Origin of the sequence: Pseudomonas sp. B707 (assembly GCF_022496685.1) — a bacterium.
Taxonomy (GTDB): Bacteria; Pseudomonadota; Gammaproteobacteria; order Pseudomonadales; family Pseudomonadaceae; genus Aquipseudomonas; species Aquipseudomonas paraglycinae.
This window is the reverse complement of the sequence record NZ_WTVE01000023.1, coordinates 123,536-145,339: the sequence shown is the minus strand read 5'-3', so window position 1 is coordinate 145,339 and position 21,804 is coordinate 123,536. Positions and strand designations below refer to the sequence as shown.

Here is a 21,804-nt window from a genome sequence, read left to right as displayed (position 1 = left end):
TGACGCCCGGTAACGTGCGTCGGGTGCAATTCCTGCAATCAGACGTGATCGAACCGAGAGAGTTCAGGCACCGGATTCAGCGTAGTTGGAAACCCGACGGGTGTAGAGGCCACACCCGTCCTATTCAGGACTTGGCCGGCGGCTTGCGCAGCAGACTGAAAGCCATTGCCGCCAGAAACAGCACGCTGAGCAGCAACACCGCCCACAGGCCGAATTTCTTCCAGTTGGTATCCGCCGTGGCCGAGGTGGTGGCCGTCGAAGTCTGGGTCGCCAGCGCTTCGCCCTGCACCGTGGCCTTGCCCAGCGTGGCCAGTTTCTCCGGTTTGAAATCGGGGATCAGCGTGGTCAGCGGCAGGTTCGCCGTCTTCACGGTCGGATTGCCCAGCGCCAGGCTGTACGGCCCGTCACCCCGGGCGAGGAAGATAACCTGAGTGGCGCGCATCGCGTATTTCACGCTCGGCGCCTGCTCGCCGAGACCGCCGCCGCGTTCGTCGACCGTCAGTTTCAACTGCTGCACGGTCTGCCCGTACAGCTGCAATTCGTTCTGCACCACGTCCTGGCCGTTCTGGGTCAGGCGATAGAGCAAGCCGCTGCTCAGCGGTTGCCACGGCAGACTGTTTTCGCGACGCCCCGACAACGTCACCGGTGCCAGGCTGTTGGCCTGTTTCAGTTCGACCTGCACCCGCTCGATGTTCAGCCCCATCGGCAACTGCCAGGTGTATTCGCCGGGCTTGCCGCTGCTGCCGGCCAGCGCCGGCGACCAGACCAATGGCAGCGGCAGGTTGCGCGGGTCGCTGCTTTTCAGTTGCACCGACGTCAGGACCGGCGCCGAGGCCGGTGAATCCCACAGCAGACGCAGATACCGCGCCGATTGCCCCGGCAGCGCCACTTCATGCTGCTCGACCCGTTCGTCGGCAAAGGTCAGGCGCGCGACCTGGCCTTCGCCCCAGGCCTGCCAGTGCTGCAAGTCGTCGCTGGCCTCGATGCTGAAACGCTGGAAGCCGTCGCGCTCGCTGGTCCAGTCGAGGATCAATTGCTGCAACGGCGCCTTGATCGCGCTGGCATCGAGCAGCCAACCGCGCAGCACTTCCTCGCCCGCTTCCAGTTGGCTGGACGGCTGCACTTCCACCAGCGTACCGGTGGTGGTGGATTGCACGCGGACGCTTGGCGCGCGCTCGGTGGCATCCGCCGAGTTGTACAGCGGGAACCACTTCACCTCATGCAACTGACCGTCGTCGCGGGTCTGGGCTGATTCCCGGGCCAGCGCATAGGCCTGCGGTTCTCCGGCGGCGTTGAACACTCGCAGGTCGCTGAGATCAGTCTGGCGCGCCTGCAACTGCACGCTCAGCGGCAGTTCGAGGCGATACCAAGGGCCGGAACCACTGACCGCCAACGGCACCTGCGCGGCGAAGTCCGCCGGTTTTTCCTGGGCGCCGGCCGTCATGGCCACGCCCAGCAACAGCCACCCGAGATTAAGCTTGCGACTCAAGACGACACTCCTTCGGTTTCCGGGGCCGGTTTGTCCGCCGCCGGTACAGCTTCGACGCGTTTGGGCGGCAGCGGCGCAAAATAGCCCACAACCAGCAGCAACACGCCGACGCCGATGAACGAGACAATCCGGGCCAGTCCGCCACGGTTGCTCAATTCGACAAAAATCAGTTTGGCCACCACCAGCGCAATCAGCGCTGCGCCGATCAACCACACTTCGCGGCGATGACGCAGGTGCCCGCCGATCATCAGTCCGAGCGCCATCAGCGTCCAGACGATGGACAGACCGGCCTGCACCAGCATCGATTCGAGCAGCAGATCGAGCTCGAACGGAATCCCCGCCCAATGGTGCGCGGCGCGGGTGACCAGCGCAGTGCAGAACGCAAACAGCGAAACACCGGCGATCAGTTGCGTCGCATAAGCCGCGTAGTCCTGGCGGATCAACAGCTCGGCCACGGCGCTACGCGACCAGACGTAGACACCGAACAACGCAAACAGCAGACCCAATTCCAGCGGGTTGAGCAGCGGCACAAAAGGCAGCGGCTCGGCATTGCCATCGCTGACGCCATTGGCCAGCCAGAACCAGACCAGCATCAGCACCGTCAGCGGCGCCGCCGCGTACAGGCGATATTCACGAGGGAACGCTGCCACCGGCCATGGCCATTGACGCGGTGCAGCCATCAGCAACAGATACACGCTCGGCAGAATCGCCCAGCCCAGCCAGCGCCAGGCGTTGTACTGCTCGGACAACAGCAGCAGGCCGTAGCGCAACTCCAGCGCCAGCACGCCGATCAGCAGCCAGCAACCGAGCACATGGGCCGTGCTCAAGGCCCGCGCCGGCAGCATCGGTGCCAGACGCCGCAGGCTGATGAAATGCACGACGAACACCGCAGCCCAGGCCAGCCAGCCGAAATCCGCCGCCGGGTGATAACGCAAGTGCCACGCGCCGAGCAACACCAGTCCAGCCGCCGGAATCAGCACGGTGCAGAGCAACCCGAGCGAAGGCCATTTCAGACGCAAGACCAACAACGTCCACAACGCGACGCTCAGCGCGGCGACCAGCAGCAACAGCGTCGCTTGCAGATTCAGCGGCGCAAACCGCATCACTTCGCTGAACCACGCCAGCGCCCACCAACCGGCGCCCCACACCAGCAACACTTCGGACAGGCGATGCAGGCTCAGCACATCGAACGCCGAGGCGTGATTGCCCAGTTGCAGGCGCCACGCTCCGATCATCGCCGCCAGGCCCAGCACCAGTGGCGTCCAGAATCCGCCATGGGCCAGCGGTCGCAGCCCCTCGCTGGACAGCGGCCCGAGCAACTCGGGGCCGGCCAGCAAAAACGCTGCGCCGCCGATCAGTTGCAACAGCAGACCGAACACAAAACTCACGCGCTGCTTGAGGTACAGACTGAGCCAGATGATCAGCAAGCCACTGGCCGCCCACACCGCGCTCGCGGTCTGCCACGGCAGCACAAACAACACCGCCAGATTGATCAGCACCAGACCCGCCAGCAGCACCACCGACAAACCGCGCAGCAGGCGAACATCGCTGCGCACCATCTCGTCGCGCGCCGCCAGCAGCATGCCGGCGATCAGCGCCAGACCGATCAACGAGGCGCTGAGCAAACCGCTCCAGCCAGCGCTGAACACGGCCGCCGAATCCTCGCCCGCCCCTTGCAGGCGCAACAGGAACAACGCTCCGCCGAGCAGTTGCACGGCAAACGCGGTGAACAGGAACGTGCGCGATTGCAGGCGCAAGCCGACGAACAAGGTCGCCAGCCCGGCCAATGCCCAACTGATCGCCGTGCCCTGAATGAAGAAGAACAGCGGCGCCAGCAGATACAGGAAGGTCAGCCCCAGACTCGCCAGCACTGGCAGCCCTTGGCGCTCCCACGGCGAGGTTTGCTCCGGCAACGCCTTGCGCAATTGGTAGAAGCTGAACAGCAACGCCGCGCCGAGCATCAATGCGCCCAGCGGCGCTCCGTCGAGCAGGCTGCTTTCGCCAACGCGCAACTGACTGAGAAACGCCAGCGCCGAACCGAGTTGCAGCAGTAATGCGAAGGCCCGGGCCAACGGCCGTTGCTGACGCAAGCCCAGCCAGAAAATCCCCGCACCCTCCACCGCCCAGGCCGCGGACGTCCAGCGCGCATCCAGCCCCAGCGGAATCGCCAGGCTGGCGAAAATCACCCCGAGCGCCAGGCAAGTCTCGCCCAGCAACATCGCCCGACCGCCCATCAGCACTTTGGCCAGGGCCATGTAGATCATGCCCAGCGCCAGCGCACTGTACGCGGCAGCGAATTCCAGATGCTGGACCAGCGCGAATTGCAGGCCGAAACCCACCAGCGGCGGACCGAACAGCATCGTCCCGTCGACGTAGTCGCCCTTGCGCGCCGACCAGTGCAGCAGCGCCTCGCGATCGTCATCCGCCGGGGCGTCCGGCATGTCCAGCAACTTGCGCCGGGCGAACAGCAGACCGATGGCCAGGTACATCAGGAAGAACAGAATGAGGAACGGTTCGGTGCTCCACAGCAGTTCCGGCGTGTACGAACGCAGGCCCCAGGCGAAACCGATGCCGAAGGTGCCCACGAAGCCGATCAGGTTGAGCAGGCGCCAGGCCTTGAACCAGGCGATGGCCAGAATGCCGGCGTTGAGCAGCGCGAAATAACTGAACAGCGCGACGTGGTTGCCGGCCCCGGTGGAGGTCAGGATCGGCGCGGCGAAACCGCCCAGTGCGGCGACGCAGGCCAGGGCCAGGGAATCCTGGGTGATGGCCAGAATGGCCGAAAACACCGTCACCGCCACCAGCAAGCCCAGCGCGGCAGACGGATCGAGCAGCGGATGCAGACGCATCGCCGCAAACACCGTCAGGTACAGCACCGCGATCCCCGTGCCTTGGAGCATCAAGGCGTAGCTGTTGTTGCGATGGCGCAACCACCAGCCCAGCGCCAGCAAGCCCAACGCTGCTGCCGCAACTCCGGCGTAACGCAATTCGATCGGCACCACCATGCCTTCGGTGGCGTAGCGCAGCAGGAACGCCAGACCGAAGAACAACAGCACCACGCCGACCCGCAGCACGGTGTTGCCACCGAACAGCCAGTTGCGCGCAGCGCTGATGCCGCGCTCGATGAGATTCGGGCCACGGGGCTCGGCGGGTTGTCGGGGTTCAGGTTCAGGCGTAACGGCGTCCAGACGCCAGACATCGACCGGCAGCGGCTGGCCGGGTTCGCTGGCGGCGACCGCAACAGGTTCGAGTTCGGGTGGCAGTTCCCAGACCAGCTCGGGTTCTGCGGCAGCGGGTTGTTCAAATACCGTGACGGGTTCAATGATCGTTTCGCTGGCCGGCGCGACGCTCGGCGGCGCTGGCGAATGCGCCGGAGCGCCCTCCAGCAGAAACAGTCGCTGTTCGACGCCCTGCAACGCAATCTTCGCGTGATCCAGCTGACGCTGTTGCTCGACAGCCTGTGAACCGAGCCGCGCGATACGCATCGCCTGCCCGATGGCGAGCCCCAGCAACGCGCCCAACAGCGCATCGCTGAACGACTCGTCGAGCAGCCAGCCGAGCAGCAGCCCGATCAACATGAACATCCATTGCATGGTCGATATCCCTGAGCAGCCCCGTGGCGGGGCGGAACCAAGGCTCAGTATATCGGCCCGACCCAACAATCGTGGGGCCGGGCGCACATTTGTCGCTAAAAGTTACTCCAGTGCCTTCCAGATATCCGTGGCGTACTCGCGGATCGTCCGGTCGGAGGAGAACCAGCCCATGCGCGAAGTATTCAGCACCGCCGAACGCCACCAGTTATTGGCGTCGTGCCAGAGCGCATCGACGCGCATCTGCGCCTCCCAGTAGGAGTCGAAATCGGCGCAGACGAAGAACCGGTCGTAATCCACCAGCGAATCGATCAGCCCGGTGTAGCGCGACGTGTCGTCCGGCGAGAACACCCCGCTGCGAATCGCCTGCAACACATCATTGAGGCGATGGGACGCGGCAATGTCCGGCACCGCGCTGAACTCGTGGTTCTGCTTGCGCGCTTCGACCTGTTGAGCGCTCAGGCCAAAGATGAACATGTGCTCGGCGCCGATGCTCTCGCACATTTCCACGTTGGCGCCGTCGAGGGTGCCGATGGTCAGCGCGCCGTTCAGGCCGAACTTCATGTTGCTGGTGCCCGAGGCTTCGAAACCGGCGGTGGAGATCTGCTCCGACAGGTCCGCCGCCGGAATGATGCTCTCCGCCAGGCTGACGTTGTAGTTGGGCAGGAACACCACTTTGAGCAGGCCACGCACGGTCGGGTCGTTATTCACCACCCGGGCGATGTCGTTGGTCAGCTTGATGATCAGCTTGGCCTGGTGATAACTCGCCGCGGCTTTGCCGGCGAAGATTTTCACCCGCGGCACCCAGTCGATTTCCGGCTCGGCGCGGATCGCCTGATACAGCGCGACGGTGTGCATCAAATTGAGCAACTGACGTTTGTATTCATGGATCCGTTTGACCTGCACGTCGAACATCGCCGCCGGGTTGACCGCGATCCCCAGCCGTTCATGGATCAGATAGGCGAGGGCTTTTTTGCTGTGCAACCGTTGCTCGGCGAAGGCTTTGCGGAAGGCGGGTTTCTCGGCGAACGGTTCAAGATCGAGCAGACGCTGTTCGGGGTTATCCAGAACATCCGCGCCGAGGGAATCGACCAGCATCGACGTCAATTCCGGGTTCGCTTGGTACAGCCAGCGGCGGAAGGTGATGCCGTTGGTTTTGTTGTTGATCCGCTCCGGATACAGCTTGTGCAGTTCGGCGAACACGGTTTTGCGCATCAGCTGCGTGTGCAGCCCGGACACGCCGTTGACGCTGTGGGAACCGAGAAACGCGAGATTGCCCATGCGCACCCGGCGGCCGTTGTCTTCCTCGATCAGCGACACCGCGCGCAGCACGTCGAAATCGTGGATGCCCTTGGCCCGCAGCGAATCGATGTGCTGGGCGTTGATCAGATAAATGATCTGCATGTGCCGCGGCAGCATGCGTTCCATCAGCCCCACCGGCCAGGTTTCCAGCGCTTCGGGCAGCAGCGTGTGGTTGGTGTACGACAGCGTATCGACGGTGACTTGCCACGCCGCGTCCCAGGCCACGTCGTAGACGTCGACCAGTTGGCGCATCAGTTCGGCGACAGCGATCGAAGGGTGGGTGTCGTTGAGCTGGATCGCCGCGTGATCGCCGAGGGTCAGCACCGAGGTGTGCATGTTGCGATGACGGCGCAGCAAATCCTGAAGCGACGCGGCGACGAAGAAGTATTCCTGACGCAGGCGCAGTTCCTGCCCGGCTTCGGTGCTGTCCGCCGGGTAGAGCACGCGGGAGATACTCTCGGCCCGGGCCACTTCGGCGACGGCGCCCAGGTGGTCACCGGCGTTGAAGCGCTCCAGATGCAGGTCCTCCATCGCCCGCGCCCGCCACAGGCGCAAGGTGTTGACGCTCGCCCCGCGCCAGCCGACCACCGGGGTGTCGTAGGCAATCGCCCGGACGGTTTCCGCCGGGTGCCAGACTTGCCGGGACTTGCCGCTGGCGTCGGTGACGGTCTCGACGCTGCCGCCAAAGCCGATCGGATAGACCACCTCTGGCCGCTCGAACTCCCAGGGGTTGCCGAAATCCAGCCAGTGCTCGGTCTGTTCCTGTTGCCAACCGTCGACAATCGCCTGACGGAACAACCCGTGCTCATAACGAATGCCGTAGCCGTGGCCAGCGATACCGAGGGTCGACATGCTTTCCATGAAGCACGCCGCCAATCGTCCGAGGCCACCGTTGCCCAGCGCCGCATCCGGCTCCAGGATACGGATGCGCTCCAGATCGACGCCCAGCTCGGTCAAGGCTTCACGGGCGACGTCCAGCAAACCGAGGTTGCTCAGGCTGTCGTAGAGCAAACGGCCGATGAGAAATTCCAGCGAGAGGTAATACACCCGCTTCTGGCCTTTGCGGTAGATCTGCCGGGTATGGTCCATCCAGTGCTCGACCATGTGATCGCGCGCCGCCAGGGCGATGGCTTCGAACCAGTCATGGTCGAAGGCGTGATCCGGGTCTTTGCCCACCGCGTAGGTGAGTTTGGTCAGGACGGCGTCGCGGAATGCGGCCACCTCTGCTTCGCGAACTAGTGGTTCTTGAGTCATCGATAGGACCTCGAGCGAGCGGGGAGTTGTCAGAGCCTAGACGGTCTGACCGACGGTAAGGGCTCTGGTTCGGCAGTTTTTACCGAGAGTGTGAGATCGACCGGCAATACTCTGGCGAATGCCTCAATGAATGCAGGGGCCGTGCCGAATTGTCGGACGATGTGCGCGCATGAAGAAAAAATCTGGCGAAAGGTTGTTCAAAAATCCACCAGTCCCGGTATGATCGCGCGCCCTGACGCACACGCCTGGTAAACACCGATGATGAAGCCCAACCTGATCGCCGCAGCCGAGATCGACCGTCTCGATACCTGGGCCAAATATTCGGCCCCGATGTGCGGCTCGTGCGTTTCCAGCTGCTGCACGCTGCCGGTCGAGGTCAAGATCAAGGATCTGGTGCGCATCGGTGTGGTCGACGAGTTCGAACTGGGCGACCCGCCGAAGAACATCGCCAAGCGTCTGCAAAAGGAAGGTCTGGTCGAGCGCTTCAATCAGAAGTCGGGGATCTTCACCCTGCAGCGCATGAGCAACAACGATTGCTACTACCTGGATCGTAAGAGCCGCCTGTGCACCATTTATGACAAGCGCCCGGACACCTGCCGCAACCACCCGAAGATCGGCCCGCGCCCTGGCTATTGCGCGTACAAGCCGAAGGAAGTGGAACGGGTGCAGAATTCGCGGTCGATCGAGAAGTTCTGATCTGCCCTGAGATGTTCGGCGGCTGATCGGCCGCCTTCGCTGGCAAGCCAGCTCCCACAAAGGTTACTGGTGATCAAGTAACTTGTGTTCCCCCCAAAACCCTGTGGGAGCTGGCTTGCCAGCGATGGGGCCCGCACAAACACCGCATAAATCCCGGACAAACAAAAACGCCCCCGGTCTCTCGACCGGGGGCGTTTTTTCAAGCCTGGGCTAAATTACGCCTTGGCTTTCTTGGCAGCGCGGGTACGCTCGCTTTCGTCCAGGATCTTCTTGCGAAGACGGATGGACTTAGGCGTAACTTCGCACAGCTCGTCTTCCTGGATGTATTCCAGAGCCTGTTCCAGGGTGAAGCGAACAGGTGGGACCAGAGCGATGGTTTCGTCTTTACCCGAAGCACGCATGTTGTCGAGCTTCTTGCCTTTGGTCGGGTTCACACCCAGGTCGTTGTCGCGGGAGTTCTGACCAACGATCTGACCGTTGTAGATCTCCTGGCCGTGTTCTACGAACAGCTTGCCACGAGCCTGCAGGGTTTCCAGGGAGTAGGTCAGTGCCTTGCCGGTTTCAACCGAAACCAGAACGCCGTTCTGACGGCCGGACATGTGGCCCGACTTCACTGGAGCGTAACGGTCGAAGATCGAGGTCAGGATGCCAGCACCGTTGGTCAGGGTCAGGAACTGGTTACGGAAACCGATCAGACCGCGAGCAGGGATGTTGTATTCCAGACGAACACGGCCTTTGCCATCCGGCACCATGTTGCTCAGGTCGCCTTTACGCAGACCCATTTCTTCCATGACCTTGCCCTGGGATTCTTCAGGGATGTCGATGGTTACGTTTTCGAACGGTTCCTGCTTCACGCCGTCAACTTCACGGATGATCACTTCAGGACGGCCCAGCGCCAGCTCGAAGCCTTCGCGACGCATGGTTTCGATCAGTACCGAGAGGTGCAGCTCACCACGGCCGGATACCTTGAACTTGTCAGCCGAGTCGCCTTCTTCAACGCGCAGTGCAACGTTGTACAGCAGCTCTTTGTCCAGACGATCCTTGATGTTACGGGAGGTCACGAACTTGCCTTCTTTACCGCAGAATGGCGAGTCGTTTACCTGGAAGGTCATGGAAACGGTTGGCTCGTCAACGGTCAGAGGCTTCATCGCCTCGACGTTGTTGATGTCGCACAGGGTGTCGGAGATGAACAGCTCGTCGAAACCGCTGATGCAGACGATGTCGCCGGCTGCTGCTTCTTCAACGTCAACGCGGTGCAGACCGTGGTGACCCATCAGCTTCAGGATACGACCGTTGCGGCGCTTGCCGTCGGCGCTGATAGCAACAACCGGAGTGTTCGGCTTGACGCGACCACGAGCGATACGGCCAACACCGATAACACCCAGGAAGCTGTTGTAGTCCAGAGCGGAGATCTGCATCTGGAACGGACCGTCACGGTCAACAGCCGGAGGCGGAACGTGGTCGACTACCGCCTGGTACAGCGCGGTCATGTCTTCGCCCATGGCGGTGTGGTCCAGACCGGCGATGCCGTTCAGGGCAGAAGCGTAAACAACCTGGAAGTCCAGTTGTTCTTCGGTAGCGCCCAGGTTGTCGAACAGATCGAAGATCTGGTCCAGAACCCAGTCAGGACGCGCGCCCGGACGGTCAACCTTGTTGATGACCACGATTGGACGCAGGCCGGCTTCGAAAGCCTTCTTGGTCACGAAACGGGTTTGCGGCATAGGGCCGTCCTGGGCGTCGACCAGCAGCAGCACGGAGTCAACCATGGACATTACGCGCTCGACTTCGCCGCCGAAGTCGGCGTGGCCCGGGGTGTCCACGATGTTGATGTGGTAGCCGTTCCAGTTGATGGCGGTGTTTTTCGCCAGAATGGTAATGCCGCGCTCTTTTTCCTGGTCGTTGGAGTCCATCACGCGCTCGTCGTTGAGCTCGTTGCGCTCCAGAGTGCCGGATTGACGCAGGAGTTTGTCTACCAGGGTGGTCTTACCATGGTCAACGTGGGCAATGATGGCGATGTTGCGTAGATTTTCGATCACTTGTGTATCTCGATCAGAGGATTCGGTTTGCTGACAAGTCTTGGCAGCGATTGACAGTAGTGTCCGGCATGGCCGTTACAGCTTGACGGCGGTGTCGGGGGGCCGGTGACGCAGGCCACAGGCAAACAGCCCCGGGCACTTAGCTCGGTCGATAAACGCGCACATTGGCATGCCCCTCACTGAGCAAATGGTGGGCATGCAGGCGACTCATCACGCCTTTGTCGCAATACAGCAGGTACTGGCGAGTAGGGTCCAGTTCCTTGAAACGAGCGTTCACTGCGTAGAACGGCATCGTCTGTACCTCTATGCCGGCGAGTTCCAGCGGGTCATCCTCGGCGGCATCCGGGTGGCGGATGTCGATGACGATCTGACCGGCCAGCGCTTCGCTGACTTCTTCGATCTGCAAATCCTGGCCCAATTCGTCGATCACCCGATCGATCGGCACCAGTCTGGCGTTTGCGAGCGCACGCTCGAGCACCGCCATGTCGAATTCCTGCTCTTCGTGCTCGACCCGGCCACGCTTGGCGGCGGTCTTCGGGTTGACCGAGATGACGCCGCAGTATTCCGGCATGTGCCGGGCGAAATCACCGGTACCGATCTGGTCGGCCGTGTCGATGATGTCCTGCTTGTGGGCGACGATCAGCGGTCGCAGCACCAGCTTGTCGGTGACGCAATCGATGACCGACAGGTTCGGCAGCGTCTGGCTCGACACCTGGGAAATCGCTTCACCGGTGACCAGCGCATCGATGTGCAGGCGTTCGGCAATGTTCGACGCCGCGCGCAACATCATACGCTTCAATACGACGCCCATATGACTGTCGTCGACCTTGCCGAGAATTTCGCCCAAGACTTCTTCGAACGGAACACTGACAAATAGCACGCGTTGCGAGCTGCCGTACTTCTTCCAGATGAAATGCGCGACTTCCATTACGCCCAATTCGTGGGCACGACCGCCCAGGTTGAAGAAGCAGAAGTGCGTCATCAGACCCCGACGAAGGATCTGGTACGCGGCAACCGTCGAGTCAAAACCGCCGGACATCAATACCAGCGTCTGCTCCAGCGCACCGAGCGGGTAGCCGCCGATGCCATTGTGCTGGCTGTGGATCACGAACAACCGTTTGTCGCGAACTTCGATGCGGACTTCGATTTCCGGCTGTTTCAGGTCGATTCCGGCAGCGCCGCACTCACGGCGCAGCTTGCTGCCGACGTATTTTTCGACGTCCATCGAGCTGAACGCATGCTTGCCCGCACGCTTGCAGCGCACCGAAAAAATCTTCCCGGCCAGCGCATCGCCGTAGTGCTGCTTGCACTTCTCGGTGATGTCGTCGAAGTCGCCCAGCGGGTACTCGTCGATCTGCAGAAAATGCGCGATGCCCGGCATGCAGGTCAGGCGTTCGCCCATCTCTTTCAGGGCCTTGGGGTCGGTGACGCGGGTTTCCAGCTCGAGATTGTCCCACACACCGTTCACCACCACGGCCGGGTCCAGGTCGCGGAGCACGGTGCGGATGTTCTTGGCCAGCTGGCGGATGAATTTCGTCCGGACAGGTCGGCTTTTGATGGTGATCTCGGGGAAGACTTTTACGATTAGTTTCATGAAAACAGCGCGCGCAGGGCCAGCCGAAAAAGGGGGGCGCGGATTATAGCGGAAATTGCTCAAGGTTTAACCAGTTAATGTGCAGAAGGTTTTGCGCGCACCAAAACGGGTCATTTTTCGATTTGAGCGCTACATTAAAGGGCGAGATTTTCGCCTTTAAGGCGCTTTCGACCTTTAGAAGCGTGAATTTGGGGCAAAAAACCCATGCTGGGGCACTGGCATGCAATTTGCTCCCTTGTGAGGCAGGTTGCCTTGGCAGAGTATTCGCGCCGGCATCACCACTATTAAGGGCATCCACTACCCGCCCTAATTCACCCGGAGGACACTATGTCGAAGTCGGTTCAACTCATCAAAGATCATGACGTCAAGTGGATTGATCTGCGCTTCACGGACACCAAAGGCACTCAGCACCACGTGACCATGCCGGCTCGCGATGCGCTGGAAGACGACTTCTTCGAAGTTGGCAAGATGTTCGACGGTTCCTCCATCGCTGGCTGGAAAGGCATCGAAGCCTCCGACATGATCCTGCTGCCGGACGACGAAACCGCCGTTCTGGACCCGTTCACCGAAGAGCCGACCCTGATTCTGGTCTGCGACATCATCGAACCTTCGACCATGCAAGGTTACGATCGCGACCCGCGCGCCATCGCCCGCCGCGCCGAGGAATACCTGAAGACCACCGGTATCGGTGACACCGTATTCGCCGGTCCAGAGCCAGAGTTCTTCATCTTCGACGAAGTGAAGTTCAAGTCCGACATCTCCGGTTCGATGTTCAAGATCTACTCCGAGCAAGGCTCGTGGATGTCCGACCAGGACGTGGAAGGCGGCAACAAAGGCCACCGTCCAGGCGTGAAAGGCGGCTACTTCCCGGTTCCGCCGTTCGACCACGACCACGAAATCCGTACCTCCATGTGCAACGCACTGGAAGAAATGGGCCTGACCGTTGAAGTTCACCACCACGAAGTGGCAACTGCCGGCCAGAACGAAATCGGCGTCAAGTTCAACACCCTGGTGAAGAAAGCCGACGAAACCCAGACCCTGAAGTACGTTGTGCACAACGTTGCCGACGCCTACGGCCGCACCGCGACCTTCATGCCGAAGCCGCTGTACGGCGACAACGGTTCGGGCATGCACGTTCACATGTCCATCTCCAAAGATGGCAAGAACACCTTCGCGGGTGAAGGTTATGCCGGCCTGTCCGACACCGCCCTGTACTTCATCGGCGGCATCATCAAGCACGGTAAGGCCCTGAACGGCTTCACCAACCCGGCCACCAACTCGTACAAGCGTCTGGTGCCAGGCTTCGAAGCTCCGGTAATGCTGGCCTACTCGGCTCGCAACCGTTCCGCCTCGATCCGTATTCCTTACGTCAACAGCCCTAAAGGCCGTCGTATCGAAGCCCGTTTCCCGGATCCGGCTGCCAACCCGTACCTGGCTTTCGCAGCACTGCTGATGGCCGGTCTGGACGGTATCCAGAACAAGATCCACCCAGGCGATGCTGCCGACAAGAACCTGTACGACCTGCCGCCTGAAGAGGCGAAAGAGATCCCGCAAGTTTGCGGCAGCCTGAAAGAAGCCCTGGAAGAGCTGGACAAGGGCCGCGCGTTCCTGACCAAGGGCGGCGTGTTCTCCGACGACTTCATCGACGCTTACATCGCGCTGAAATCCGAAGAAGAAATCAAGGTCCGCACCTTCGTGCACCCACTGGAATATGAGCTGTACTACAGCTGCTGATCCGGTAGCGCCGCGCTACGCGGCGTGACAAAAAGAGGCCTCCTTCGGGAGGCCTTTTTTGTGCCCGCTCATCCGTGGATAATCCGCCGCTTTCGCGCCATGACCGGCGCCTTGACGAAGGGATTCGCATGAAGTGGTTACGGGCTATCGCCCTGATGGCCGGCCTCACCTGCTCGACAGTCGGCGCAGCCGAGTTCTATGAAAACAAGCCGCTGGCTCACCCGCTGATCCAGGGCTTGCAGGAGAGCTCGATGACTCTGGCGTTCATCAAGGAAACGAACGGCGTCAAAGGCTATTACTGCCGTTGCGACACGCCGGGCGAACGTCCGCAATTGCTTGATGACTTCGGCCAGGCGAGCATCGAGTCGGTTTTTCTCATGTCGCTCGACAGTGAAGATCCGACCCGCTTCGTGCTTTTTCGGCAAAACGACCGCTACAAAATCTACGCCTACAAATACAACGCCAACGACCACCTCTACAGCCGCGTCACGCGATTGCAGCTGGCGCTGGACCGCATCGCCGAAGGTCGCAAACACCTCGACGCCCTGACCATCAAGAAGGCTCTGAGCCAAATCACCCCGCTCAACTACAGCCTCTTCCTTGAAGCGTCCGGCATACCGGAATTCGACCAGCTCGATTTCAGCCAAGGAAAACTGGTGAGCTTTTACGGCCAGTACTACGACCCACTGAGCGACCCGACGCCAGATGACGAACCTTACTTCTTCAAGAAGACCTATCAGGAAAAAAACGGCCGGTTCCTTACCGTTACTTTCTGGCGATGGCTCGACGAGACGCTCGCCGAGGGCAAGCGCACGCTCTACAACTATCGGGTGAGGCGTATTGCCTGGGAAACCGAACCGGCTAAATTCACCGGCAGCGAAGACGGCCAATCGGTGTCTTATGATTCCGGCTCGCTCTCGGCCCAAGGTGCCTACACGCAGGGTGTGCGGATCGGCCCGTGGTCTTCTTCCAAAGACGAGAAATATTCGGAGTCCGGCAATTTCGTAGAGGGCAAACGAGAGGGCCAGTGGACGCTGTACCAGGATGGGCAAACGTTGGAGGGCGAATTCCACAATGATTTGCGCGAGGGTCGTTGGCAGCTTCTCAACCACGACGACATGGAATGGGTCGCCACCGGATTCCAGACCTATGCCCACGGCCAACTCAACGGCCTCAGCGAATTGACTGTCCGTGGCACTACCGAGCGCGGTGAATATCGCGATGACAAACGCCAAGGCCTCTGGGTGACCAGGCTCGACAATGGCCACATCCTCAACGTCAACTTTGTTGACGACGTAAAGGAAGGCGAGTTGCGCGAAGTCGACACCAAGGGTGCGCCGGTCCTGATCGAGCACTACAAGGCAGGCGTCCTGTCCGGCGCCCGCGAGAATGCCGTTACGCCTGGCGCCGCACAATAAATCCTGAACGGTTTGTGTGAGCGGATATTGTCCCGATTGGGCTTACCGCCGCCCCTGGCCTATGCTGCAAGCCAATTTCATTGTTGATCGGTCGAATCCATGGGTCGTGGTTTTTTCTTCCTGCTGCTGATCGCCCTGCCCGCCGCCGCGCAGATCTACAAGTACACCGACGCCAGCGGCAACACGGTGTACAGCGATCACGCGCCGGATGGTGTGCAGGCGCAGCCGGTGGAGTTGCCGCCGCTCAACAGCGTGCAGCCGCAGGCACCGAGTGCGCCCTCTTCAGACACGCCCAGTCGCGAGCCTGCGCGCAATGCCTATGAAGTGCTGGAGCTGACCGGCCTGCCCACCGAGGAGGCCCTGCGCGCCAACAACGGCACGTTCACGGTCAGCGTGCTGATCAAGCCGCGCCTGCAACCGCCGCATCAATTGCGTCTGCTGCTGGACGACGCGCCTTATGGCCAGCCGAGCAACGTGCCGATCCTGCAACTGGTAAACGTTGACCGGGGCGAGCATCGGCTGGCGGTGCAGGTGATCAACGGCGAGGCGATCATTCAGCAGAGTCCTGCGGTGGTGTTCACCGTGCAGCGGGTGCACAAGCCATGACGCAGGGATTGATTGCCCTGTGCCTGTTTCTGATCGCGTTTGGCGCATCGGCCGAGGTGTTCACTTACATCGACGCCCAGGGCAATCGTGTCTATACGGACCAACCGCACGGCAACGCCAAGCGTGTGCCGCTGGCCACCAGCAATCGCATGGCCTCGAATCCGACCGCCGCTGCACCGGTCACACCGTCGAAGAAATCAGCAGAGCCGCCACTGTTCCACTACGACATGCTGCGCGTGCTGATCCCCGAGCCTGATGCGACCATTCGCAGCAGCGCCGGTGAGCTGATCGTCAGCGTCACCAGCGAACCGGGCCTGCAAAGAGGTCACCTGTATCGCCTGCTGCTGGATGGTCAGGCCGTCGGCGAACCCGGTCTGAGCCCGGTGTTCCCGCTGAGCAACATTGATCGCGGCAGCCACAACCTGTCGGTGGAGATCCTCGATGCCCAGGGCCGAACCGTGGAGAAAACCGCCAACCAGCCGTTCCACATGCAGCGCATTTCCCTGGTGCAGAAACGTCAGGTCAAACCGTGCGTCAGCGCCGACTATGGCGTGCGCCCGGAATGCCCGCTGAAAGACAAACCCGCCGAACCGAAAAATCCTTTCCTGCGTTTCTTCTGACGTCGTTCAGCTTTGCGCACTATATTGGTGCAATACACTGCACCGTTCTCACATTCCAACCCATTTTGGTTCGAAAGTACCCGCCAGAGCGGTTTGACTGCCACGCAAACGAGCGTCAAACGCCCGTTTCAGGGGTTGAACGCTTCTTTTCGGAGCCTTGGTTTGGTTTTTGCATTTTCCTCGCATCAGCGCTGTATCCCTGCGCGCGCCATGCTCCAAAAGAGGTCCTCATGACCATCAGTGACGCACTGCATCGCTTGCTACTCGACAACCTGACCACCGCCACCATCCTGCTCGACAGCGAATTGCGCCTCGAGTACATGAACCCGGCGGCGGAGATGCTGCTGGCCATCAGCGGCCAGCGCAGCCATGGGCAGTTCATCAGTGAGCTGTTCACCGAGTCCACCGAAGCGCTCAACTCGTTGCGCCAGGCGGTGGAGCAGGCGCACCCGTTCACCAAGCGCGAAGCGATGCTCACCGCCCTCACCGGCCAGACCCTGACCGTGGATTACGCGGTGACGCCAATCCTCAGCAACGGCGCGACCCTGCTTTTGCTGGAAGTCCATCCTCGTGACCGCCTGTTGCGGATCACCAAGGAAGAGGCCCAGTTGTCGAAGCAGGAAACCAGCAAGATGCTGGTGCGCGGCTTGGCCCACGAGATCAAGAACCCGCTCGGCGGCATCCGCGGTGCCGCACAACTGCTGGCCCGGGAGCTGCCGGAAGACAGCCTGCGCGACTACACCAACGTGATCATCGAAGAGGCCGACCGCCTGCGCAATCTGGTCGACCGCATGCTCGGCTCGAACAAACTGCCATCGCTGGCCCTGTGCAACGTCCACGAAGTGCTGGAGCGCGTCTGTCAACTGGTCGAGGCCGAAAGCCAGGGCTGCATCACGCTGGTGCGCGATTACGACCCAAGCATTCCCGACGTCCTGATCGACCGCGAACAAATGATTCAGGCGGTGTTGAACATCGTGCGCAACGCGATGCAGGCCATCAGCAGCCAGAACGAGCTGCGCCTGGGCCGCATCAGCCTGCGCACCCGCGCCATGCGCCAGTTCACCATCGGCCACGTCCGTCATCGCTTGGTGACCAAGATCGAGATCATCGACAACGGTCCGGGCATTCCGGCGGAACTGCAGGAAACCATCTTCTTTCCCATGGTCAGCGGCCGTCCGGACGGTACCGGGCTGGGCCTGGCCATCACCCAGAACATCATCAGCCAGCACCAGGGCCTGATCGAGTGTGACAGCCATCCAGGCCACACCACGTTCTCGATCTTTCTGCCACTGGAACAAGGAGCCACATCGACATGAGCCGTAGTGAAACCGTGTGGATCGTCGATGACGACCGTTCTATCCGTTGGGTTCTGGAAAAAGCCCTGCAACAGGAAGGCATGACCACCCAGAGCTTCGACAGCGCCGATGGTGTGATGAGCCGCCTCGCGCGCCAGCAGCCGGACGTGATCATCTCCGACATCCGCATGCCCGGCGCCAGCGGCCTGGACCTGCTGGCGCGGATCCGCGAGCAGCACCCGCGGCTGCCGGTGATCATCATGACCGCTCACTCCGATCTGGATAGCGCTGTCGCCTCCTACCAGGGCGGCGCGTTCGAGTACCTGCCCAAGCCGTTCGACGTTGACGAGGCGGTTTCGCTGGTCAAACGCGCAAATCAGCATGCTCAGGAACAACAGGGCCTGGAAGTCGCCCCGACCCTGACTCGCACCCCGGAAATCATCGGCGAAGCGCCGGCGATGCAGGAAGTGTTTCGCGCCATCGGGCGCTTGAGCCACTCCAACATCACCGTGCTGATCAACGGCGAATCCGGCACCGGTAAAGAATTGGTGGCTCACGCCCTGCACCGCCACAGCCCGCGCGCGGCCTCGCCGTTCATCGCGCTGAACATGGCGGCGATCCCGAAAGACCTGATGGAATCCGAGCTGTTCGGCCACGAGAAAGGCGCGTTCACCGGCGCGGCCAACCTGCGTCGCGGCCGTTTCGAGCAGGCCGACGGCGGCACGCTGTTCCTCGATGAAATTGGCGACATGCCGGCGGACACCCAGACCCGACTGCTGCGGGTGCTGGCCGATGGCGAGTTCTATCGCGTTGGCGGGCACGTGCCGGTCAAAGTCGATGTGCGGATCATCGCCGCAACGCACCAGAATCTGGAAACCCTGGTTCACGCCGGGAAATTCCGTGAGGACTTGTTCCACCGCCTCAACGTGATCCGTATACATATTCCGCGCCTGTCGGACCGTCGCGAAGACATCCCGACCCTGGCCAAGCACTTCCTCAGCCGCGCCGCGCAAGAACTGGCGGTGGAGCCGAAGCTGCTGAAAAGCGAGACCGAGGAATACCTGAAGAATCTGCCGTGGCCGGGCAACGTGCGCCAGCTGGAAAATACCTGCCGCTGGATCACCGTGATGGCGTCCGGGCGCGAGGTGCACATCAGCGACCTGCCGCCGGAACTGCTGAGCCTGCCGCAGGACTCGGCGCCAGTGACCAACTGGGAACAGGCGCTGCGTCAGTGGGCCGATCAGGCCCTGGCGCGCGGTCAGTCGAGCCTGCTCGACAGCGCGGTACCGGCGTTCGAGCGGATCATGATCGAGACAGCACTGAAGCACACTGCCGGGCGTCGTCGTGACGCTGCGGTGCTGCTGGGCTGGGGCCGCAACACCTTGACCCGCAAGATCAAGGAGCTCGGCATGAAGGTCGATGGCGGGGATGACGATGAGGGCGATGAAGGCTGAGATTCAGCGCCAGCCTGCACCGCCGCAAGGCACCGTGACCCTTAATCGGGCACAGCCACTGGCTCAGGCTTGCACTGTAAACCGCTGAAAATCCCATCCTGTGAAAAGACGAAGGCCCCGTATTACGGGGCCTTCGTCGTTGTGCCGGGCTTTTTTGTTTCAAAACGCGAAAACCTGGCACGCCCCCTGCAATAACTCCTACAGGTGATTCGATTCACCCACCCTTTCGGGGGCCTTGGTACAGGCAGGCCGGGGATTCCCCTCTTTACACAGGACTCGATGAGTCCACCCTTTTGGGGCCCTTGATACAGGCAGGTCAGGGGTTCCTTCTTTACACCGGCTCAGAACGCGATGCGATGAGCCCGCCCGTTTCGGGAACCTTGGTACAGGCAGGCCGGGGATTCCCTCTTTTATTGCTCCCGGAGATGGATCTCCAGCCGCCAGCGGTCATCGATCGCCTGGCCGGCCCAGTCGCCCTGCAGCGGCCGCGCCGCCACCAGCGTCAGCAACAATCCCCCGTCACTCAACCGCGTCCGCCAGTTCACGTCCTTGCCGTTGAACTTGAGCTGGCCTTTCTGCGCCTGGCCTTCGGCCTCGAACAGCAGCGCGATGCTGCCATCGACGATCTCGCCATGCAGCTTCGGCTCGTTGTTGAACCAGACCGCAAGACCGCCATCGATCACCTCGACCTGCTGCAAGACGGTCGGGTCAGGCGTGGTCAAACGACCGATCATCATCCCGACCATCACACCGACGATCGCCAGCGATGCCATCACCCGCGGGAATAGTTTCGAACGCGGATCCGCTTGCGGCGTAGAATGCGCGTCATCTTTACCTTCGGAGCCGTGCATGTTTCACGTCATCCTTTTTCAACCGGAAATTCCGCCGAACACCGGTAACGTTATCAGGCTGTGCGCCAACAGCGGCTGCCACCTGCATTTGATCGAACCGCTGGGCTTCGAGATGGACGACAAGCGCCTGCGCCGCGCCGGTCTCGACTACCACGAGTATGCCACTTTGCAGCGCCATGCCGACCTCGCCAGCTGCCTGGAAAGCCTCGGTCATCCACGGCTGTTCGCCTTCACCACCAAGGGCTCGCGGCCGTTTCACGATGCCGCGTTCGTCCCCGGCGATGCGTTCATCTTCGGCCCGGAAAGCCGTGGCCTGCCGCCGGAAGTGCTCGACGCCCTGCCCGGCGAACAGCGCCTGCGCCTGCCGATGCGCGAAGGCTGCCGCAGCCTGAACCTGTCCAACACCGTAGCAGTGGCCGTGTACGAAGCGTGGCGGCAGAACGACTTCAAGTAATGCCACTCGATCGCCCAAGAAAAAAGCGCCTGTAACGGCGCTTTTTTTCGTTGTTGCATCGACCGCTTACTGAACGGTCGGGGTCTCGCCGGATTCCTGCATGCGCTGCAGCTCTTGCGCGTACAGGGCGTCGAAGTTCACCGGGGCCAGCATCAGGGCCGGGAACGAACCGCGGGTCACCAGGCTGTCCAGGGTTTCGCGAGCGTACGGGAACAGGATGTTCGGGCAGAACGCACCCAGGGTGTGGCTCATCGAAGCCGCGTCCAGGTTCTTGATCAGGAAGATGCCAGCCTGCTGCACTTCAGCGATGAAGGCCACTTCTTCACCGTTTTTCACGGTGACGGACAGGGTCAGCACGACTTCGTAGAAATCACCTTCCAAGGCTTTCTGGCGGGTGTTCAGATCCAGAGCGACCGCCGGATCCCACTGCTGGCGGAAAATCGCCGGGCTTTTCGGGGCTTCGAAGGACAGGTCGCGTACGTAGATGCGCTGCAAGGAGAATTGCGGTGCGGTTTCTTCTTCGCTGGCTGCAGTGTTCTGTTGGTCAGTCATCTCAGATCCTTTCTGATCTTGGGTCTTTTAGGGTTCTTGGTTTGCAGGTGCAGCAGTTCAGGCCTTGAGCAGCGCGTCGAGCTTGCCGGCGCGCTCCAGGGCATACAAATCATCACATCCGCCGACGTGGGTATCGCCGATCCAGATCTGCGGCACGGACGTGCGTCCGGCCTTCTGGGCCATGGCGGCGCGCACCTGCGGCTTGCCATCGACCTTGATCTCTTCGAAGGCCACGCCTTTGTTCGCGAGCAGGTACTTGGCGCGCGAGCAGTAAGGGCAGTAATCGCTGGAGTAGACGATGACGTCGCTCATGTCACTTCACCAACGGCAGGTTGTCGCCTTTCCAGCTGGAAATCCCGCCGGACAGCTTGGCGGCGGTGAAGCCGGCCTTCATCAGTTCGCGGGCGTGGGTGCCGGCGGTCTGGCCCAGGGCGTCGACCAGAATGATGGTCTTGGCCTTGTGTTTTTCCAGCTCGCCGATGCGGGCAGCCAGTTTGTCCTGGGGAATGTTCACCGCGCCAACAATGTGACCGGCGGCGTAGTCCTTGCTCGGACGGATGTCCACCACCACGCCGGCTTCCTTGTTGACCAGTGCGGTCAGCTCGCCCGTGCTCAGGCTTTTACCGCCGCCCTGCACCGTATGCGCCAGCAGCAAAGCCAGCAGTACGACGAAGATACCGACAAGAATGTAGTGGTTAGTGGCAAATTCAATCAGGTGAGCAACCATCGAAGGAGGTTCCAGGGCGTTAAAATGTCGGCCAGTATACACAGCCACTATGGTCGGCCAAACCCCGTCCGGCGGTGACGCCGCCGGAACTTCGCTTTAAACTCCAACTCCCTTTTCCATCGCCCTCTTCTT

17 protein-coding genes are annotated in these 21,804 nt (G+C 61.4%); 8 read left to right on the top strand and 9 right to left on the bottom strand.

Features of this window, described 5'->3' with window-relative positions:
- Positions 1 to 124 precede the first annotated feature (124 nt).
- The 3 genes from GQX66_RS11095 to GQX66_RS11085 form a co-directional block, all read right to left on the bottom strand.
- On the bottom strand, positions 125 to 1,489 hold the full coding sequence (locus GQX66_RS11095) for a DUF3999 domain-containing protein (protein ID WP_240868909.1): 1,365 nt from the start codon (positions 1,487 to 1,489) through the stop codon (positions 125 to 127).
- Positions 1,486 to 5,082, bottom strand: coding sequence for a DUF2339 domain-containing protein (locus GQX66_RS11090; RefSeq protein ID WP_240868906.1), 3,597 nt, complete (start codon positions 5,080 to 5,082; stop codon positions 1,486 to 1,488). Before GQX66_RS11090 ends, GQX66_RS11095 begins: the two co-directional genes overlap by 4 nt.
- 102 nt (positions 5,083 to 5,184) lie before the next feature.
- Positions 5,185 to 7,635, bottom strand: coding sequence for a glycogen/starch/alpha-glucan phosphorylase (locus tag GQX66_RS11085; RefSeq protein WP_240868904.1), 2,451 nt, complete (start codon positions 7,633 to 7,635; stop codon positions 5,185 to 5,187).
- Positions 7,636 to 7,893: 258 nt separating this feature from the next.
- Between GQX66_RS11085 and GQX66_RS11080 the strand changes: the two genes are divergently transcribed.
- Positions 7,894 to 8,331, top strand: coding sequence for a YkgJ family cysteine cluster protein (locus tag GQX66_RS11080; RefSeq protein ID WP_007961740.1), 438 nt, complete (start codon positions 7,894 to 7,896; stop codon positions 8,329 to 8,331).
- A gap of 215 nt (positions 8,332 to 8,546) precedes the next feature.
- Here the strand turns inward: GQX66_RS11080 and typA are convergent, their stop codons facing one another.
- Together typA and thiI are read right to left on the bottom strand one after the other, a co-directional pair.
- Positions 8,547 to 10,367, bottom strand: a complete 1,821-nt coding sequence (typA, locus tag GQX66_RS11075) for a translational GTPase TypA (RefSeq protein WP_007952502.1) — start codon at positions 10,365 to 10,367, stop codon at positions 8,547 to 8,549.
- Between the two features lie 139 nt (positions 10,368 to 10,506).
- Positions 10,507 to 11,961 (bottom strand): tRNA uracil 4-sulfurtransferase ThiI, encoded by a 1,455-nt coding sequence (thiI, locus tag GQX66_RS11070; RefSeq protein WP_085746385.1) that lies wholly within the window; start codon positions 11,959 to 11,961, stop codon positions 10,507 to 10,509.
- Positions 11,962 to 12,288: 327 nt separating this feature from the next.
- Between thiI and glnA the strand changes: the two genes are divergently transcribed.
- From glnA to ntrC, 6 genes are all read left to right on the top strand, one after another.
- The gene (glnA, locus tag GQX66_RS11065) at positions 12,289 to 13,695 is read left to right on the top strand and encodes a glutamate--ammonia ligase (protein WP_011332032.1); all 1,407 of its coding nucleotides are present in this window, start codon (positions 12,289 to 12,291) and stop codon (positions 13,693 to 13,695) included.
- Positions 13,696 to 13,769: 74 nt separating this feature from the next.
- Positions 13,770 to 15,113: a hypothetical protein gene (locus tag GQX66_RS11060; RefSeq protein WP_240868899.1), complete on the top strand. Its 1,344-nt coding sequence runs from the start codon at positions 13,770 to 13,772 to the stop codon at positions 15,111 to 15,113.
- Between the two features lie 99 nt (positions 15,114 to 15,212).
- Positions 15,213 to 15,719, top strand: coding sequence for a DUF4124 domain-containing protein (locus tag GQX66_RS11055; RefSeq protein ID WP_129973485.1), 507 nt, complete (start codon positions 15,213 to 15,215; stop codon positions 15,717 to 15,719).
- Complete coding sequence (locus tag GQX66_RS11050) at positions 15,716 to 16,339, top strand: DUF4124 domain-containing protein (protein WP_240868898.1); 624 nt, start codon at positions 15,716 to 15,718, stop codon at positions 16,337 to 16,339. Before GQX66_RS11055 ends, GQX66_RS11050 begins: the two co-directional genes overlap by 4 nt.
- 230 nt (positions 16,340 to 16,569) lie before the next feature.
- On the top strand, positions 16,570 to 17,655 hold the full coding sequence (gene glnL, locus GQX66_RS11045) for a nitrogen regulation protein NR(II) (RefSeq protein ID WP_007952516.1): 1,086 nt from the start codon (positions 16,570 to 16,572) through the stop codon (positions 17,653 to 17,655).
- Positions 17,652 to 19,088 carry a nitrogen regulation protein NR(I) gene (gene ntrC / locus GQX66_RS11040; RefSeq protein ID WP_007952518.1) on the top strand — a complete coding sequence of 479 codons (1,437 nt, stop codon included), beginning with the start codon at positions 17,652 to 17,654 and terminating at the stop codon, positions 19,086 to 19,088. Before glnL ends, ntrC begins: the two co-directional genes overlap by 4 nt.
- A gap of 410 nt (positions 19,089 to 19,498) precedes the next feature.
- Here ntrC and GQX66_RS11035 read toward each other — a convergent pair whose 3' ends face one another.
- Positions 19,499 to 19,939: a hypothetical protein gene (locus GQX66_RS11035; protein ID WP_134022008.1), complete on the bottom strand. Its 441-nt coding sequence runs from the start codon at positions 19,937 to 19,939 to the stop codon at positions 19,499 to 19,501.
- Here GQX66_RS11035 and GQX66_RS11030 point away from each other — a divergent pair.
- Positions 19,938 to 20,393, top strand: coding sequence for a tRNA (cytidine(34)-2'-O)-methyltransferase (locus GQX66_RS11030; protein WP_007952520.1), 456 nt, complete (start codon positions 19,938 to 19,940; stop codon positions 20,391 to 20,393). The two genes, GQX66_RS11035 and GQX66_RS11030, sit on opposite strands and share 2 nt — an antisense overlap.
- A gap of 66 nt (positions 20,394 to 20,459) precedes the next feature.
- Here GQX66_RS11030 and secB read toward each other — a convergent pair whose 3' ends face one another.
- From secB to GQX66_RS11015, 3 genes are read right to left on the bottom strand one after another with little or no spacing between them, the layout of a single operon-like run.
- Positions 20,460 to 20,945: a protein-export chaperone SecB gene (gene secB, locus GQX66_RS11025; RefSeq protein ID WP_007909233.1), complete on the bottom strand. Its 486-nt coding sequence runs from the start codon at positions 20,943 to 20,945 to the stop codon at positions 20,460 to 20,462.
- Positions 20,946 to 21,002: 57 nt separating this feature from the next.
- Positions 21,003 to 21,257 carry a glutaredoxin 3 gene (grxC, locus tag GQX66_RS11020; RefSeq protein WP_007952522.1) on the bottom strand — a complete coding sequence of 85 codons (255 nt, stop codon included), beginning with the start codon at positions 21,255 to 21,257 and terminating at the stop codon, positions 21,003 to 21,005.
- Position 21,258: 1 nt separating this feature from the next.
- Complete coding sequence (locus GQX66_RS11015; protein ID WP_007952524.1) at positions 21,259 to 21,672, bottom strand: rhodanese-like domain-containing protein; 414 nt, start codon at positions 21,670 to 21,672, stop codon at positions 21,259 to 21,261.
- Between the last annotated feature and the right edge of the window lie 132 nt (positions 21,673 to 21,804).